Source organism: Rhodococcus zopfii NBRC 100606 = JCM 9919 (assembly GCF_001895025.1).
Classification (GTDB): Bacteria; Actinomycetota; Actinomycetes; order Mycobacteriales; family Mycobacteriaceae; genus Rhodococcus; species Rhodococcus zopfii.
Genome location: NZ_BCXI01000037.1, coordinates 30,960 through 47,014, shown reverse-complemented (window position 1 = coordinate 47,014; position 16,055 = coordinate 30,960). Strand labels below are relative to the sequence as shown.

Genomic DNA, 16,055 nt, shown 5'->3' with positions numbered 1-16,055 from the left:
CCCACCCGATTTTACTCGAGTAACGACGATTTCGACGATGGCCGGCGACCAGGGGAGGCTCCGAAATCTCAAATCACCAGAGTACCGACGGTGTGGGTTCGCCCGAGGAATCCGGCGGCGAACCCACACTCATCGTCCCTCTCAGTACTCAGGCCAGAGGCTCAGAAGTGCGTCGACTGCGGACTTGCGGAAATAGTTGCGGTCAAACTCAGGCTTCTCTCCCAGCGGCTCGAGCGCCGCGGTAACGTCTGCCCACGTCACATCGCGCGCTGACTCCGTGAGGTGCAAGTAGCAGTATCGATCTCCGTCGTCATCGTCGTACAGATAGACGACCGGTCCCGGCGGTGCGACCTCGGTCTGCTTCGTCACGCGTCCACTTGCACTTGCATCTACGCCGATCACATAGGCGCCCTGGGAAAGCGGTAGACGCCACCCGGGGTCGCTCTGATCACGGAACACGAAAAGAACCGAGTCCGAATCCGCATCGTCGCAGCCTAGTTCAGCGGAAAGCCGATCCCGGTGATAGATGACTTCGGACGGCGGATCGAACTCTTCTCCGAGCCCTACAAGCAGAAGCTGCGTCGGTCGCTGCCTCGATGCGGAGCTTGCCTCAGGGGTTGAACCCGGCAGTTCCTCACTCGGAGTCGCTGCGTCGTGAGTGTCGTCCTGTTCGGATCTCTTCCGGCCTGGCGATCGGTCCGCACCATAGTGCTCACCGAGCGCGCGCACTTCCTCGAGGGTAAGCGGCTTGCCGGCTCGTATCTTCCACGCCAGCAGTTCACTTCGGGCCTCGTCGAGGCAGTCGCGACTGTCGGTCAGAATGACGCTCTCGGTGAGCCTTGCCGCCGAGGATCCTGACAGGTTCGCGGACCCGATGATAAGAAATGCGGGACGGGACCCACCAGCAGATTCGGCAAGGATCATCTTGGCGTGCAAGCCTTCCAACGAATACACACCTACGCCCGCCCCGATCCACTCAGCGAGTACGCTCGGGTCGGTCGACCCTGCCCGCACCGCCGAAACGCTCGCATCGACGATGACGGACGAGCCACGCTCGAGCTTGATCAGCTCACCACCATGAGAACCGACGTACGCAATTGCCGCCAGGAGGGTGCATGAGCGCGACGCGAGGAGTGGGGTGAGCTCGTCCCACACCCGCTGCCCCGCAATCACCCGGGCAGTTCGATCTTCGAGCCCGAGGCTCGCCGTATCCGTCATTGCCCCAGCACTACCTCGACGAACTCTTCCGCGTCGCGTACTCGGAGTTCGCCGGCCATCAAGCGCGGAAGGAGCGCATTGCGAAGGGTTGCCATATTCTGCGATTCCCGACGTGCGGCGTGGATCACGGCAGACAGTCCGTCGATGGTACTTCTCGTCCGGTCGTTGATCGACCTTACGTCCGGAACGTCCACGCTGAGAAGATCTGCTGGCTTGACGCGTTGGTGGCTCCCCGATGTACCCGCGACCATCGACTCGAGCTGCCTTGTAACCGCTGGTTGGCGGAGCGCCGCCCACAGCGTTGAGGTCGAACCGTACTTCGGTTCGAGTACAAGGAATTCGGTCGACGAGTACGCCGGTATTTCTGGAACTGCAGGAATCTCCCAAATCCGGGGAAACCGAGGATTGAGCTTGGAGATCAGGACCGATGGTGCCTCGACCCTGAACTTGGAGCTCTTGATCTCCATCGGGTCGACGACCTCGGGTGACTCACCCTCGTCGAATGCAGGGAGGCTGAAGTGCGCTACCCGGTCCACGCCGCACTCCAACGGCATCTGCGATGACCGCCGATGCTCGACCAAATCGATAAGCGGAGCAACGTCACATTCGCGCAGTGTTTGGACTGCAAGCTCATCCGCAGTTTGAGCCAGCTTTCGGTTCGCGGCGATCTTGTCGTCGAGGGCGCCGAGAACCTCGGAAATCGCTTGCTGCTCAGCAACAGGAGGAATCGACACTTTCAATTTGGCGATATAGTTGCGATTCAACATTGGCTGAACGCTGCCTGAGTCAAAACCACTCAAGTCCATGTTCTCAAATAGATGAAACACGAACCGCGGGCAGTTCTCCTTGAAGTCAGAGACGTAGAGAGTCGTATTTAGCGGCCAGAAATCACCGTCGGACCACGTCGGCACTCCCAGGTTCGTTGCACGACCAACAACCATTCCAGGTCCCTTGATGGGGCCCTCGTCGTGCCATCCTGCCGTGACTCCTGCGCTCAGAACTGGATATGTACCACCCCGCCGTTCCCGTGTCGGAAGGTCGAATCCACGTCTGAGTTCAACAACCTCGTCGAGGTATCTTGTCTCCCACCCTGCTGGAAGGCTGTTCACCCGACCCTCCCCAACTGCTCCCGCACGACAGCCTGAAGCCGCGCCGACTCGTCGAACTGTTCGTACAGTTCTTTCGTCAACCGCGCGATCTTCTCTTCGATCGGTTCACCGTCGTCTTCGAGCGGCGCGGCACCGACGTAGCGGCCAGGGGTGAGCGCGTAGTCCGCTTCCTTGATCTCGGCGAGCGTTGCGGAATAGCAGAAGCCCGGCTCGTCGGCGTATTCGACACCGCTCGCGGATTCCGTTCCGCGCCAAGCATGGAACGTGCCGGCGATCTTGGCGATGTCGTCGTCGGAGAGTGCTCGCTCCGCGCGATCGACCATGTAGCCGAGGTTGCGGGCGTCGATGAACAGCACCTGGCCGCGCCGGTCGATCGAACCCTTCGGCCCCGGCGCCTTGTCCTTCGCGAAGAACCACACACACACCGGAATTCCCGTGCTGCGGAACAGCTGCGTCGGCAGCGCAACCATGCACGACACTTGGTCGGCCTCGACCAGTCGTGCCCTGATCTCGCCCTCACCACCGGAATTCGAGGACATGGTGCCGTTGGCCATCACCACACCCGCGCTGCCGCGCTCGGCGAGCTTCGACAGGATGTGCTGAATCCACGCGTAGTTCGCGTTGCCGGACGGCGGGACACCGTACTTCCACCGCTTGTCGTCCTCGCGGCGCGTCCAATCCTTGATGTTGAACGGCGGATTCGCCATCACGAAATCGGCGAGCAGATCCGGGTGCACATCGTGGGCGAAGGTGTCTTCCCACTTCGGGCCCAGTTGTGCGGTGATGCCGTGGATCGCGAGGTTCATCTTCGCCATCCGCCACGTGCGCTCGTTGAGCTCCTGCCCGTACACCGAAATGTCGGCGGGGTTGCCGCCGTGGTGCTCGATGAACTTCTCGGCCTGCACGAACATGCCACCCGACCCGCAGCACGGGTCGTACACCCGCCCGTTGTACGGCTCCAGCATCTCGACGAGAACCCGCACAACGCCTGCGGGCGTGTAGAACTCGCCGCCACGCTTGCCCTCGGCGCGGGCGAACTTCTCCAGGAAGTACTCGTACACCTCACCGAGCAGATCCCGCGCACGCCGCGCGCCCTCGCCGGTGAAGCGGGTGTCGTTGAACATGTCGATCAACTCACCCAGGCGGCGCTGGTCGACGCTCGGGTTGTTGAAGATGATCGGCAGAGTGCCGGTGAGGGTGGCGTTCTCGGCCATCAGCCCGCGCATCGCGCCGTTCACCAGTTCACCGACGGTGCGGGCCTCGACGTCGCCGGATTCCTGGATTCCCTTGGCGTTCTGCGCGAGATACGACCAGCGCGCCTCTTCCGGAACCCAGAACACGCTCGACCCGAGGTACTCGTCGCGGTCGTCGATGAGCGACGCGATGCCCTCGTCGTCGAGTCCGTCCGCGATGAGTTCCTGCTCGAGCTGTTCACGCCGCTCGTCGAACGCATCGGAGACGTACTTGAGGAACACCAATCCGAGGATGACGTCCTTGTACTGCGACGCGTCCATGGACCCGCGCAGCTTGTCCGCGGCCTTCCACAGCGTGTCCTTCAGTTCCTTCATCGTCGACGGTGCCGTGACCGTCGCCCTTTTCCTCGGTGGCATCTTCACCCTTCCTCCGGGACTGTCCCGTGTTCAATGTCGACGGACAGGACTCCGCGAGTCACGCCGTCGATGATCGTGTCGGCCAAGAGATCCAAACTGTCGAGCAGCTGCTGTGCGTCGTGTCGCCGGGATTCGAACTCGGCCAAAACGGTCTCGGCCGCCGCGACCCGCTGCGGAGCGATCACCGGGACCGTCCAGTCCTGCCAGCGTCGACCGCCGCGGATCGCGCCGGTCGGCTTGTCGTCCGCGGCGAGCTGCCGCAGGTGACGTGTGATGAGCCCGGGTACGAGACCGTTCACGGTGCCGTTGCGTACCCGCAGTACGCGGGCGGGCGCGAGCACGAGCGACGCACCGTCGGTGTCGACGGTGATCCCGAATCGCGGTGCGGTGCAGAAGACGATGTCACCGGGCTCGGTGTAGCGGCTGCTCGGATACTTCGCGGTGTGTACCAGCCGGTCCACGCCCCGCTCACCGAACTTCTTCTGCCCCAGCAACTCCTCGGTACCGATGACCCGGACCTGGCCACCCGCGAGCACGTCGTCGGCGTCGATCCGGTTGCCGGAGACCAGCGAGAGCTTGCGTTGCGCGACGAGGTCGCCGGCCGTCGACAACGCGGCAGCCGCCGCGCGGTGGTATTCGACGGTGAGCGACAGGTCGCCGGACACCTTGCCTGACTGGTCGTTGACGCGATCGACGAGCAGCATCGCCCGGCTCGCCATATCGGCGCCACCCCCGGCGGGCGGCACCGTGCGGGTGGCGACGAGCCCGCGCCGGTCCTCCGCGAGCAGCCTGGACGTGGGATACACCGCACCGAACCGGAAGGCGTGCGCCCGCACCGAATCCCACGCACCCATCGCCGCGACGACGTCGGAGACCACACCGTCGATGGTGTCGTGGTCGAGGGTGCGGTGCCCGACGTCGGCGAGCACCGTCCACAGATCCGTGGGTGCGACACGCTCGTCGGCGGCGCCGAGCACCCACAAGGCCATCGCCGTACCGGGTCGCGTCACCAGCAGCCCCTCCGGCAGCCGGATCGCGGCGCGCAGCCGATCCGAGCGCAGGATGCCGGATCGGATCGCCGACGCCTCCCGGTCCCGCAACGCGTCGACGAGGACCGCGGCGGGGGCGATGACGACCGCGAGGTGGTCGTGGCCCATCTGCATCGTGATGTTGTCGATCTCGGTGAGCACCTCGACCGGGGACACTCCTCGCGTGGCCGGGCCCGGGTACTGGGTGAGGAACAGCGCGGGTCGGTCGACGGAGAAGTCGGCGCCGAACCCTTCTGCGGGCGCGGGGTGGCGACGCCATTTGTGCATCGCGAGACGCCGGCGGGCAAGCCGTGCAGACGGCGTGTCGGCGCGGCCGGTGATGGCGACCGGTTCGGTGCCCTCCGGCAGCACGCGACGCAGCGCGACGAGCAGGTCGCTGCCGTCCGCCGACGGGTCGACGAACACGGTGCGCTCGTCGGCGACGAGTGCCGTCGCCACCCGCACGCACAGCTCGAGGGCACTGTCGGTGAGGGCCGAATCGGCCAGTCCGGCCAGCGGGATCCGAAAACGTTGTGCCAGTATCGCTTCGAATGCGCGTTCCGAGGTGTAGGCGGCGTCGGCCATGCGGTCGGCGTGCCGGGCGTAGGTGGCGAGATGGTCGCCCAGGTCCGCGATCTCCCGGTACAGGTAGTCGTCGTCGGGGTCGAACTCGTCGGCCTCGTCGAGGATGTCCTCGTCGTCGAGGTCGGCGAGGGGGCTACCGAGGTGCGCTGCGAGGCACAGCAGCGCGGTGAGCCCGGCGAACCCGGTGTCCGGGTCGATGCCGGCGGGGTGGTCGAGCGCGGCGTGGATCGCGACGTCCTCGGCGAGGGCGTCGTTGTTGCCGAGTCCGCGGTCGCGGAGCCAGTCGACGACCTCGTGCGCGGCGAACTTCTCCTGCCGGGCGTCGACCCGCACGGGTCGCGGGAACGGCCGGTCGGTACCGCGGTACCGCGTGGTCCACACGGACACCACCGGGCGTTTCACGCCGGCAAGGGCGGCGATGTCGGTCTTGGTGAGTAGCAGGGCCGGTTCGTCACGCACGGTGTTGTCGGCCCCTTTCGCTAACCTCGGCAACCCCTGCCGAGTTCGCAGCGAAATCTACTGGAGAGGACCGACACGACCGCGAGGAGGGCTGATATCCCCTGTTATCGGCTCGACGCTCGCGGGCGGCGGTATTGGTACCGCAGGGTGGGTGCCAGTCGATCAACGAGGAGGAACACCATGCTCGCCGCCATCCACATTCGTCAGGTCCGCACCGATCTCGGCCCGGTCACGTGCGCTGCCCTGGCCACCTCCGACGGCGTCCGGCTGTTCACCCGCGACTGCGACACCGACATCGACCGGAACATGACCGGGCTCGACGCGTTCGCGTTCCTGTACGAGCAGGTCCGCAACAGCTCGGTCCGTCTCCATCTCTCCGACGCGGGCCTGCGCCGCAATCTGACGTTCGTGTCGGCGTCGTTCCCGGCCGTCGAGTTCGTCGACACCGCGTTCGGTCCGTTCGGCACGCTCCTGCGCCGCGCGTCCGACGCGATCGGCGAGCACGTCGCTGCCCTGCTCGCCGCGGACCAGGAACGGCGCGAGGTCGCGCGGACGGCGCTGCCGCCGCTGCTCGTCGCCACCGATGCGTCCAAGGCCCGGAAGTTGCGCGGCGCGGGATTGGGCTGCATCTCCGAAACCGGACGTCGCCGCATGCACATGGCACCCGAGGCCCGGTCGATCCTGGAAGGGGAACTACTGGCGATCGAGATGGGCATCGACCGGTTCCGCGACCGCGATCTGCACATCCTCACCGACAGCCGGCTCGCCCTCGCCGCCCTCGACGGCCGCTATCACGGTCGTCTCGCCGTCGCGGCCGTCGTCGACCGCATCCACGAGGCCGTCAAGGGTCGCAACGTGACGTTCTCATGGGTGCGCGGACATTGCGGTCACGCGCTCAACGAGGCCGCGCACCGGCTCGCCGTCGCGGCGCGGCGTTGTCACGAGGCGAACGTCTCCCCGGACGTCGCGGCCGCGATCGCCGACAACATCGTCGAGTCCCTCCACGAAGGCCACCCGCACAGCGCATAGGACCACCGCACGCTCGGCCGGAATGCTGAAGACTGCGACGATTTCGTCGGCCACGGCACGCGGCGGCACGACAGCTAACCACATCAGTCCTGCTCGTGGACCGTTTCACCATTCTGGCGCGAATGTCTCATTGTTCTGTGTAATCATCCATCTGCTCGAGAACATTCCTTTCGCCGTAAGGAGTTCGGATGTCCCGGAAGACACTTGTCGCCATCCTGTTCGTTGCCGGATCGGTCGCAATGTTCGGAACGGCCTGTGGCAATGACGATCCGTCACCGGAGGAAAACGCTGCTGCCGCGTGCGATTCCTACGCGGAGTTCGTGGGCGCTGTCGCCGAGGCGCGCACCTCGCTGTCCGAATCGTCGAGTATCGGGGAGATCCGCGACGCCCGGGACAATGTGTCTACTGCCTACGACAATTTGGTCGTGTCTGCCGAGCAGGTAAACGAGGACCGTCTCGCCGCACTGGAAGAGTCCTGGAACTCCTACGACGAGGGCGTCGAGAATCTCGACCCGAATCTCACGGTGCCCGAAGCAGCACAACAGCTTCGGGGGAACATCGAGTCGGTCGTATCGGCGCAGAACGAGCTGGGTGCTTCGCTCGGCTGCTGAGTGACTGGATCCGCGGAGAACTGCGAGATTTGTGAATACCACGATCGGGGATCTACTTCCCCTTGCGATTGCGATCGCGATCAGCCCCGTCGCCATCATTGCGACAATATTGATGTTGATGGGGCCTCGCGCTCGGATCCTGAGTCCATGTTTTCTCGTGGGGTGGGTTCTCGGTGTACTCGCTGCCACCGTCGTGTTCACCCTGCTGGCAGGTGTTCTTCCCGAGTCGTCATCTGACAGCAAACCGTTGGTCGGGGCACTTCGGGTACTCCTCGGGCTCGCGCTCTTGGGATTATCGGTGCGCCAGTGGCGTTCACGACCGCGCTCGGGGAGCGAGCCGAGCCTTCCCGCGTGGATGTCCACGGTCGACACAATGCGACCCGCCGCTGCGATGGGAACCGCGGCGCTGCTGGCAGCTGTCAATCCGAAGAACCTGCTTCTTACGGTCACCGCCGGTTCCGTTCTCGGATCCTCCGGGCTGGGGACGGGCGGCGTCGTGGTGTGCGGTGCGGTCTTCGTCGCGGTCGCGTCTGCCTCGATTGCGCTACCGACGATCGCGTATCTGGTTTCACCCGGCCGCGCCGAACCCGTTTTGGCCTCGCTGCGTTCCTGGCTCGTAGCGAACAACACAGCGATCATGTGTGTGCTGCTGATCGTTCTCGGCACGAAGTTGCTGGGCGACGGAATAGGTGCGCTGTGAGTTCGCAGTCCGCAGTCTCGACACCGAATATGCAGTTCTCGGGAAAGACCGAAAGAGGAGTGAGGTAATTACGTGACCGTTCACGTGAACGTCGACAATTTCGTCAGGGCCGAGACCGATCGGATGTTCTCCGATCTGCAGCGCGATGCGGGCGGTGTCAACTCGCTGCTACACAATCGCGAACCGGCGGCCATCGACCATCAGACCGTGATCCGCCTCAACCGCGACACCCTGTACAGCTTCGCGGTGGTCGACATCTCCGAGGGTGCGACGCTGACCCTGCCGGAGCACGGTGATCGGTACGTCTCGGCGATGATCGTCGACCAGGACCACCACGTCGGGGCGATCTACCACGAGGCGGGGAAGCACCGCCTGGAGACGTCCCGGTTCGGGTCGTCGCACGTCGGCGTCGCCGTTCGTACGCTGGTCGACCCGATCGATCCCGACGACCTGAAGGCGGTCGCCGAAATCCAGGACGCGATCGTCATCGACGCGGGCGCGGCCCGGCCGTTCGTCGCACCGGACTACGACAAGGCAAGCCTCGACGCGACCCGGACCGCGTTGCTCCAGCTCGCGGCCGGTCTCACCGGATTCGATGCCATGTTCGGCACGCCCGACGAGGTGGATCCGGTACGGCATCTGATCGGCACCGCCGCCGGGTGGGGTGGGCTGCCGAGCAGGGAGGCCAGCTACATCGGGGTCGCGCCCGAGGCACCGGCAGGGAACTACGAACTGACGTTGGCGGATGTGCCGGTCGACGGATTCTGGTCGGTGTCGGTCTACAACGCACAGGGCTTCTTCGAGCCCAATTCCCGGAACTCCTACACCGTCAACAACATCACCGCAGAGCCGAATCCGGACGGGTCGTTCACCGTGCGGTTCGGGGATTTCCCCGAGGGGACTCCCAACGCCATCCCCACACCGGAGGGCTGGAACTTCCTCGTGCGCCTGTACCGGCCCCGGGCCGAAATCTCCGACGGCAGCTGGCAGCTGCCGCAGATCAGACCCGTTTCCTGAGTGACGCCCACCGACCGGGCGCCGGCATCCTCATCGGATGCCGGCGCCCGGTCGTTCGGCGTTCGAGGCTCGCGTCGGACACCCCTAGAGGGTCACGGGCGGTCGATCCACTCCCTGCACGGCATCGCGCAGTTCGTGCGCCAGCTCCGGTGTTGCCGCGACGATCCCGCTCCACCGTTTGGTGAGGTCGGTGCCGAACTCGATCGGCCGGTCGAAAGCGTCGATCACCGCCCCGCCGGACGACTCGACCAGGACGACGGCCGCGGCGATGTCCATGAGCCGATGCGTGTCGCTGCCGGCGTCGAGGAAGGCGTCGGTCGACCCGGTCGCGACGAACACCGATTCGAGGGTGCTGCAACTCAGGATGCGGATGCGGGTCGCGGTGGACGCGACTCGCCACCACGCGTCGCGGTTGCGGTCGTGCGGGCGGAGCATCGACACGGCGGCCTCCGGCAGCGACGTGCATCCGCTCGTCCGGAACGCCGGCTCTGCGCGCGACGCCCACCAGCGTTCACCGGTGTGGAGCCAGCAGGTCATCGCTTCGGTGAATTCTCCGTCGATCACGACCGCTGCGCTGAAGCAGGACAACGGGATTCCGGCAGCGGCGTTCGCCGATCCGTCCACCGGATCGACGACGAGCGTGACGGCCGAGCCGACGTCCACCCATCCCCGCTCCTCCGACAGGACGTTCGCGCCCGCCGCGGTCGCCGCTGCGATGATCGCATCCTCGATCACGATGTCGATGAACATCGTCGGGGTTCCGTCGGCGCCCTCCATCGCGATCGACTTCAGCTTCTCCCGCGAATAGGTCGCGATGGCATCCTGATACGCGACCAGTGCCGCGTCGGATGCCACGGAGAGGGCACGATCGGCGGCGGTGCGCGCCGAATCGGTAAGGGTCATTCCTGCCTCCTGTTGATGTATTGCTCTGCCCGAGAACTGTTTCGGCGATCGAGCTATGACACGACCTTCCGCACCCACATGGCCATGCCCTCCAGCAGCATCACCACCGCGAAGATCATCACGACGATCATCGTGACGACATCGAATTGCATGACGCGGGAAGCGTTCACGAGGTAGAAGCCCAGTCCGCCGGCACCGACGACGCCGAGCAGCGTCGCGGCACGGATGTTGGTGTCCAGCTGGTAGAAGATGTGGGCGATGATCGCCGGACCCGATTGCCGGACCGTGGCGGCCAGCAGAACCTGCATCCGTGTCGCTCCACTCGCGGCCACCGCGTGCTGGACACGCACGTCCGCTTCCTCCACCGAGTCGGCGATCAGCTTGCTGAGCAATCCGATCGCCCCGACGGACAGTGCGATGGCACCGGCGGTGGCACCGAGCCCGGTCACGATGATGACGATGATCGCGAAGATCAGATCAGGGATGCCCCGGACGAGCACGATGACGATGCGAAATCCCTTGGCGATACCCGGAGTCGGCGCGACGTTCCGAGCGGCCAGCAACCCGACCGGGATCGCCACGACCAGGCCGATGAGCGTCGCGGCCAGCGCGATCTGCAGCGTCACCAGTAGCTGCGTCCACAGTTCGCCCCCGATCCCGCCGGTACCGGGCGGAAAGAACAGACCGAGGGTGTTCCACATCGATGCGAATCCGTCGGCCATCCGGGACGGATCGATGTCGGACGCCCAGACCGAGGCGACGAGCGCACCGGCGAACAAGGTCGCATACACGGCGCGTCCGATGCGATCCCCGGTCCACGGCGGGCTGATCCGGTACTCGCCGTCCGCGGTGCGCAGCGCCGACGGTTGTCCTGCTCCGCCGGATGCCCCTTCCACCCAACCGTTCTGAGCGTTCGATGCCCATCGGCGCAGCCGAGACCACACCGTTGCCCGCGACGGCATGCGGTCGCCCAGCACCCGCTTCCGGAGTGCACCGGAGAGCACCTCGACCACGATGCACAGCGCGACGAGGAACAGCGCCAGCGCCATTCCGCGTTGGTAGTTCATGGTGCGCAGCGCCGCGGACAGTTCGAGACCGATGCCGCCGACGCCCACGAATCCGAGGAGTACCGACGCACGAAGATTGATGTCGAAGCGGTGCAGGGCGGTAGCGATCAGTGCGGGCATCACCTGGGGGATCACCCCTCCGGTGATCTGCTGCGACCAGGTTGCTCCGGCGGTGCGCAGTGCGTCGCGCGGGCCCGGGTCGGTGTCCTCGATCGCATCGGCGTACAGCTTCCCGATCATGCCGACGGAGTGGATACCGAGGGCGAGGATGCCGGCGATCGCACCCAGACCGAACAACCGCAGGAACAGGATCGCCAGCACCAGTTCCGGAACGGTGCGGGTCACGACGATGACCACGCGGGCAGGCACGCGCAGCGCCGTCCCGGGTGCGGTGTTGCGGGCCGCGGCCAAAGCGACGGGCAGACTGAGAACCACCGCCAGCACCGTCGCACACAGCACGATGGCGAGCGTCTGGCCGGTCATCGCCGCGAGCTCGCCGAGTGTCGGAAAGTCGAGCGGAAAGATCCTGGAGACGAAATCGGCTGCGTTGCCGATGCTGTCGCCGAACGTGGCGAGGTTGATCTTCAGGGATGCGACCGACCACAGCGACGCGGCCAGCAACCCGAAGAGAATCACCTGCACGCTCGCCGCCTGCCACGTGGGGCGCGGCAGCGTGCCGGGATCCGGCGGCCGGGTCGATACCAGGGAGCTCACCTGACGGCCCGGTCCGCCGGCCGACCCACCGCCACAGCCGCGACGGGGGCGACCGCGGAGTAGATGTCCATGATCTCGCTGCGGTCGATGCTCGACACCGGCTTGTCGAGAACGACGGTGCCGCCGCGGAGCCCGATGAGGCGATGACCCCACGACAGGGCAAGATCGACCTGGTGCAGACTGCACAGCACCGTCAGATCGTCCTCGGCCGCGACCCGTGAGATCAGCGCCATCACCTGGGCCGAGGACTCGGGATCGAGCGAGGCGACCGGTTCGTCGGCAAGAAGGATGCGGGGCTTCTGGATCAGCGCACGGGCCACGGCGACCCGCTGCTGCTGACCACCGGACAGGGTGTCGGCGCGCTGGAACGGGCGGTCGGCAAGTCCCACGCGGTCCAGCTGCTCCATCGCCGCCAGGCGCACCGACTTCGGGTAGGTCATCAGACCGAAGCGCGGCCCGCGCAACGCACCCAGTGCCCCCGTGCACACGTTCTCGAGGACCGACATGTTGCCGACGAGGTGAAACTGCTGGAACACGAATCCGACCTTGCGCCGCAGCGCGCGCAACTCCCGCCCCCGCGCCGTCCCGACGTCGCACCCGAGGACCTGCACCGTGCCGCTGGTGGGCACGTGCAGGCCGTCGAGCAGACGCAGCAGTGTCGACTTGCCCGAACCCGACAGCCCCAGCAGTGCGACCACTTCTCCGGGATGGACGTCGAGGGTGACATCGTCGAGTGCCCGCAGCTCGGGCCCGAAATCCTTCGTGGCGTGCTCGAGTCTGATCGTGGGCCGGAGAATCTTGTCGATGGACGCGCCGAGGCGGGAATGGTCGGGATCTGTCATGGCGGGCTCCATTAGATGTCGGGTGTTCGGTCAGCTCACGCAGGAGGCTGAGTTCGTGATATCGCAGACCTTGCGGATGCCGTCGTACAGCTCGTCGTCCACGGAGACGTAACCGAACTCCGTGCCTGCGGGAAGCTTGCATTCCGCTTCGCTGGCGCAGTAGCCCGCCTCGACGAGTGCGGGCCGGTTGAGCTTGGTCCGGAAGATGTCGGTGATCTGGTCGACGAGTTCCTGCGGCAGGGTGGTCGACACGGCGGTGGGGCTGCCGGGAATCACTTCGGATTCCCAGATCACCGACACGTCACCGTTCTTGATCTCACCCTTGTCGATGAGGGTCTTCGTCACCATGGTGTCGAAGGCGAAGCCGGCGTCGCACTGTCCGCTGACCACAGCCAGTACCGAGGCGTCGTGTCCTCCCGAAAATACGGGGGTGACGTCCTTCGCCGGATCGATCCCTGCTTCGAGAAGACCCGCGGATGGGTACAGGTACCCGGAGGTCGAGGTGGGATCGACGAAACAGATCGTCTTGCCGCGGAAGTCGTCGAGGGTGCGGATGTCGGAGCCTGCCGGGACAATGGCGTACGACCGGTAACCGGGCTCTTCGTCGGCGCTGTCCGCGAACGCGCCCAGCGGCTGGATCGGTACTCCGCCATCCCGGGCGGTGACATAGGAGAACGGACCGTAGACCGCGATCTGCACCTTCCCGGCACGCTGGGCTTCGATGACCGCAGCGTAATCGGTAGCATTCTGGAACTCGACCGGGATTCCGGTTTCGTCCTCGATGACCTTCTGGACCAGCGCGAACTCCTGTTGCAGGCTCGTCGAATCCTCACTCGGGATCGAGGCGAGGACGAGCTTGTCGGGGCCGGAGCCCGACGCAGCCGAATCACTCTGGTCTGCACTCGAACCGCATGCAGCGAGGACCAGGGCTGTACCTACCGCGGCGGCAGCCGCGGTCAGGGAACGGAGAGAACGGATATGCATGGATGAACTCCTTGTCGAGCCCGCATGTCGCGGGTCGTGTGATGAACCGAGCCGACACCGCATCTGCATCGCCGGTACGAGACTGTCTCCAGGTTGTGTCGAGTACACCAACACGCGATGAATCGTCGATCGCAGCAGGGCGACGAGTTCTGTGTCCTGTCCGCGAACTTCGCACAGCGGGATTCACATCGCGCGCAGCACCGCCCGGGTGACCGGATGCGAGCGCTCGACCGCCACGAGAACGAGATCCGCGCGCTGCCCGACACGGAGTGCGCCGCGGTCGGCCAATCCGACCGCCGTCGCCGGGCCCCTCGTGACCAGCGAAACCGCCTGTGGCAGCGGCAGACCGCGGTCGGCGAGCGCGAATGCGGCGCCCATCAGCGAGGACGGCAGGTAGTCCGACGCGAGGGCGGTGACAAGCCCCAGATCGGCGAGTTCCCCAGCGGAGACATTGCCCGAATGAGACCGTCCGCGCAGCACGTTCGGGCCGCCCATCACCACCGACATCCCACGGGCTCGGGCTTCCCGCGCCGCCTCGACGGTGGTCGGGAACTCGGCGACGTTGCCGCCCCGCGCCGCGAGATCCGCGATCTCGACCGCTGATTCGGGATCGTGTCCGAAGATCCGGACGAGCCCGGTGCGGGACTGTTCGGCGAGCCAGCCCATCGTCTCGTCCCGGATCGCAGCATTGGCCTCCCGCTCGGACGCGAGCTCGTCGACCACCTTCCGCGCCTCGGCAACCGAGATACCCCGCATCCCGACGATGTACTTCTCGTAGTAGGCCCGGTCCGCATACTGCCCGATTCCGGGGGTGTGGTCCTCGTGCGAGATGACCGCGGGCGTCGCCGCCGTCACCGCTCCCGTCTCGACCAGCCGCTCGAATTCCGCTCGTAATGCAACGAATCCGGCGGACGACCGCACGTCGAGACGGTGCAGGACCCGATGGTCGACCAGCGGCGCCTCGGTGTCGCGCTCGCCCCACTGCTCGACCGATTCGCACATCTGCTGCGCCACGTGGACACTGCGCCCCGATGCGGCGGTCGAGCGGTCGGAGAACGAGGCGCCGTGGAACACCGTGGTCACGCCCGCGGCCCGGACCTTGCCTTCGAACGACATGAGCGAAAACGGCCACGGCAGTTCGACACCCGGACGCGGCATGCGTTCCTTCTCGAGCCCATCGGAGTGCACGTCGACGAGGCCCGGCAGGCACAGCAGTCCTCCACCGTCGACGTCGTGCCGGACACCCGGCACCGACGGACCGACCTCGACGATCCGCCCGTCCCGTACGACGATCCGTGCATCGTCGAGGACGCGGTCGGGCAGTACCGCACGCACGTGACCGACCGTGTAATCCGCCGGTGGGCCCTGCAACGTCCACGCGGACGGCTCCGCCGTCGGCAAGGTCGACGCGATCTCGATTCCGGTCATGCCGCCACCCCCAGTACGTCCGATGCCGTTCCGATCTGCGCGATTCGGCCGTCCGCGAACCTGACGACCCGGGTGGCCAGGCGGTGCATGGCCCCGAGGTCGTGGAACACGGCGAGCACCGCCACACCGGACGCGGTCAGCGAGTCGATCAGATCGAGCGCGCGTTCCCGGTTGGCGGGGTCGAGCGCCGATACCGGCTCGTCGAGCAGCAGCAGGCGCGGAGGGTGCACGGTGCCGGCCGCGATGTTCACCCGTTGGCGCTCACCGCCGGACAGCACACTGCAGTCCACGTCCCACAGTGCTTCGTCGAGGGCGAGGCGCTGCAGCGACGCGGCCGCCGCGTCGCGGGCGTCGCTGCCGGTCATGCCGCGACGTCGCGCGGCAGCGGCGACCACCTCGAGCGGTGCGGTGCGCGGAGGGGCGGCGAGGAACTGCGACACGTAGCCGAGTTCGCGTCCGCGCAGCCGCGCCATCTCGCGGTCGCCCAGGTCGGTGAGTTCGACCGGCCCGTCGTCGGTGTGCAGAACGATCGAGCCGGAGTCCGGTAGGTAGCTGCGATGCACGCAACGCAGGAAGCTGGATTTTCCGGCGCCGGACGGCCCTGCCAGGGCGACGTGCTCGCCCCGGCCGACCTCGAGGTCGACACCGTGGAGGGACGTGACGGTTCTTCCGTCGATTGTGTGGAGTGTGAACGACTTACGGAGATCACGGACGGTGAGGACCGCCGGTGACGCGGGCTGGGACATGAAGG

The 16,055-nt window shown here is 66.1% G+C and carries 14 protein-coding genes; 4 read left to right on the top strand and 10 right to left on the bottom strand.

Annotated elements, in window-relative coordinates; all coding sequences use genetic code 11:
* Positions 1-141 precede the first annotated feature (141 nt).
* From RZ1_RS21465 to RZ1_RS21450, 4 genes are read right to left on the bottom strand one after another with little or no spacing between them, the layout of a single operon-like run.
* Positions 142-1,218, bottom strand: coding sequence for a phospholipase D-like domain-containing protein (locus RZ1_RS21465; RefSeq protein WP_139281924.1), 1,077 nt, complete (start codon positions 1,216-1,218; stop codon positions 142-144).
* Positions 1,215-2,327 carry a restriction endonuclease subunit S gene (locus tag RZ1_RS21460; RefSeq protein ID WP_072814539.1) on the bottom strand — a complete coding sequence of 371 codons (1,113 nt, stop codon included), beginning with the start codon at positions 2,325-2,327 and terminating at the stop codon, positions 1,215-1,217. Before RZ1_RS21460 ends, RZ1_RS21465 begins: the two co-directional genes overlap by 4 nt.
* Positions 2,324-3,937 (bottom strand): class I SAM-dependent DNA methyltransferase, encoded by a 1,614-nt coding sequence (locus RZ1_RS21455; protein WP_072814585.1) that lies wholly within the window; start codon positions 3,935-3,937, stop codon positions 2,324-2,326. Before RZ1_RS21455 ends, RZ1_RS21460 begins: the two co-directional genes overlap by 4 nt.
* Before the next feature lie 2 nt (positions 3,938-3,939).
* Positions 3,940-6,009, bottom strand: coding sequence for a hypothetical protein (locus RZ1_RS21450; RefSeq protein ID WP_072814538.1), 2,070 nt, complete (start codon positions 6,007-6,009; stop codon positions 3,940-3,942).
* A gap of 180 nt (positions 6,010-6,189) precedes the next feature.
* Between RZ1_RS21450 and RZ1_RS21445 the strand changes: the two genes are divergently transcribed.
* The 4 genes from RZ1_RS21445 to RZ1_RS21430 all read left to right on the top strand — a co-directional run bounded on the left by RZ1_RS21445 (position 6,190) and on the right by RZ1_RS21430 (position 9,366).
* Positions 6,190-7,038, top strand: coding sequence for a ribonuclease HI (locus tag RZ1_RS21445; protein WP_072814537.1), 849 nt, complete (start codon positions 6,190-6,192; stop codon positions 7,036-7,038).
* A gap of 188 nt (positions 7,039-7,226) precedes the next feature.
* Positions 7,227-7,649 (top strand): hypothetical protein, encoded by a 423-nt coding sequence (locus tag RZ1_RS21440; RefSeq protein WP_072814536.1) that lies wholly within the window; start codon positions 7,227-7,229, stop codon positions 7,647-7,649.
* Positions 7,650-7,680: 31 nt separating this feature from the next.
* Positions 7,681-8,349: a GAP family protein gene (locus tag RZ1_RS21435; RefSeq protein ID WP_072814535.1), complete on the top strand. Its 669-nt coding sequence runs from the start codon at positions 7,681-7,683 to the stop codon at positions 8,347-8,349.
* Positions 8,350-8,421: 72 nt separating this feature from the next.
* Positions 8,422-9,366: a DUF1214 domain-containing protein gene (locus tag RZ1_RS21430; RefSeq protein ID WP_083583829.1), complete on the top strand. Its 945-nt coding sequence runs from the start codon at positions 8,422-8,424 to the stop codon at positions 9,364-9,366.
* Between the two features lie 84 nt (positions 9,367-9,450).
* On the opposite strand, the gene RZ1_RS21425 is transcribed toward RZ1_RS21430, so the two are convergent.
* The 6 genes from RZ1_RS21425 to RZ1_RS21400 all read right to left on the bottom strand — a co-directional run bounded on the left by RZ1_RS21425 (position 9,451) and on the right by RZ1_RS21400 (position 16,050).
* A complete protein-coding gene (locus RZ1_RS21425) occupies positions 9,451-10,269 on the bottom strand; it encodes an inositol monophosphatase family protein (RefSeq protein WP_072814534.1) in 819 nt (272 codons plus the stop codon).
* A 53-nt stretch (positions 10,270-10,322) separates the two neighbouring features.
* Positions 10,323-12,050, bottom strand: a complete 1,728-nt coding sequence (phnE, locus tag RZ1_RS21420; protein ID WP_072814533.1) for a phosphonate ABC transporter, permease protein PhnE — start codon at positions 12,048-12,050, stop codon at positions 10,323-10,325.
* Positions 12,047-12,892, bottom strand: a complete 846-nt coding sequence (gene phnC, locus RZ1_RS21415) for a phosphonate ABC transporter ATP-binding protein (protein WP_083583835.1) — start codon at positions 12,890-12,892, stop codon at positions 12,047-12,049. Before phnC ends, phnE begins: the two co-directional genes overlap by 4 nt.
* 30 nt (positions 12,893-12,922) lie before the next feature.
* The gene (locus tag RZ1_RS21410) at positions 12,923-13,876 is read right to left on the bottom strand and encodes a phosphate/phosphite/phosphonate ABC transporter substrate-binding protein (RefSeq protein ID WP_072814532.1); all 954 of its coding nucleotides are present in this window, start codon (positions 13,874-13,876) and stop codon (positions 12,923-12,925) included.
* Between the two features lie 183 nt (positions 13,877-14,059).
* On the bottom strand, positions 14,060-15,304 hold the full coding sequence (locus tag RZ1_RS21405) for an alpha-D-ribose 1-methylphosphonate 5-triphosphate diphosphatase (protein ID WP_072814531.1): 1,245 nt from the start codon (positions 15,302-15,304) through the stop codon (positions 14,060-14,062).
* Positions 15,301-16,050, bottom strand: coding sequence for an ATP-binding cassette domain-containing protein (locus RZ1_RS21400; RefSeq protein ID WP_072814581.1), 750 nt, complete (start codon positions 16,048-16,050; stop codon positions 15,301-15,303). The genes RZ1_RS21405 and RZ1_RS21400 overlap by 4 nt, the downstream gene beginning before the upstream one ends.
* Positions 16,051-16,055 lie beyond the last annotated feature (5 nt).

Coding starts and splice junctions, on each gene's coding strand:
- RZ1_RS21465 (WP_139281924.1), bottom strand. CDS start 1,218: ATGACGGATACGGCGAGCCTCGGGCTCGAAGATCGAACTGCCCGGGTG.
- RZ1_RS21455 (WP_072814585.1), bottom strand. CDS start 3,937: ATGCCACCGAGGAAAAGGGCGACGGTCACGGCACCGTCGACGATGAAG.
- RZ1_RS21445 (WP_072814537.1), top strand. CDS start 6,190: ATGCTCGCCGCCATCCACATTCGTCAGGTCCGCACCGATCTCGGCCCG.
- RZ1_RS21440 (WP_072814536.1), top strand. CDS start 7,227: ATGTCCCGGAAGACACTTGTCGCCATCCTGTTCGTTGCCGGATCGGTC.
- RZ1_RS21425 (WP_072814534.1), bottom strand. CDS start 10,269: ATGACCCTTACCGATTCGGCGCGCACCGCCGCCGATCGTGCCCTCTCC.
- phnC (WP_083583835.1), bottom strand. CDS start 12,892: ATGACAGATCCCGACCATTCCCGCCTCGGCGCGTCCATCGACAAGATT.
- RZ1_RS21410 (WP_072814532.1), bottom strand. CDS start 13,876: ATGCATATCCGTTCTCTCCGTTCCCTGACCGCGGCTGCCGCCGCGGTA.
- RZ1_RS21405 (WP_072814531.1), bottom strand. CDS start 15,304: ATGACCGGAATCGAGATCGCGTCGACCTTGCCGACGGCGGAGCCGTCC.
- RZ1_RS21400 (WP_072814581.1), bottom strand. CDS start 16,050: ATGTCCCAGCCCGCGTCACCGGCGGTCCTCACCGTCCGTGATCTCCGT.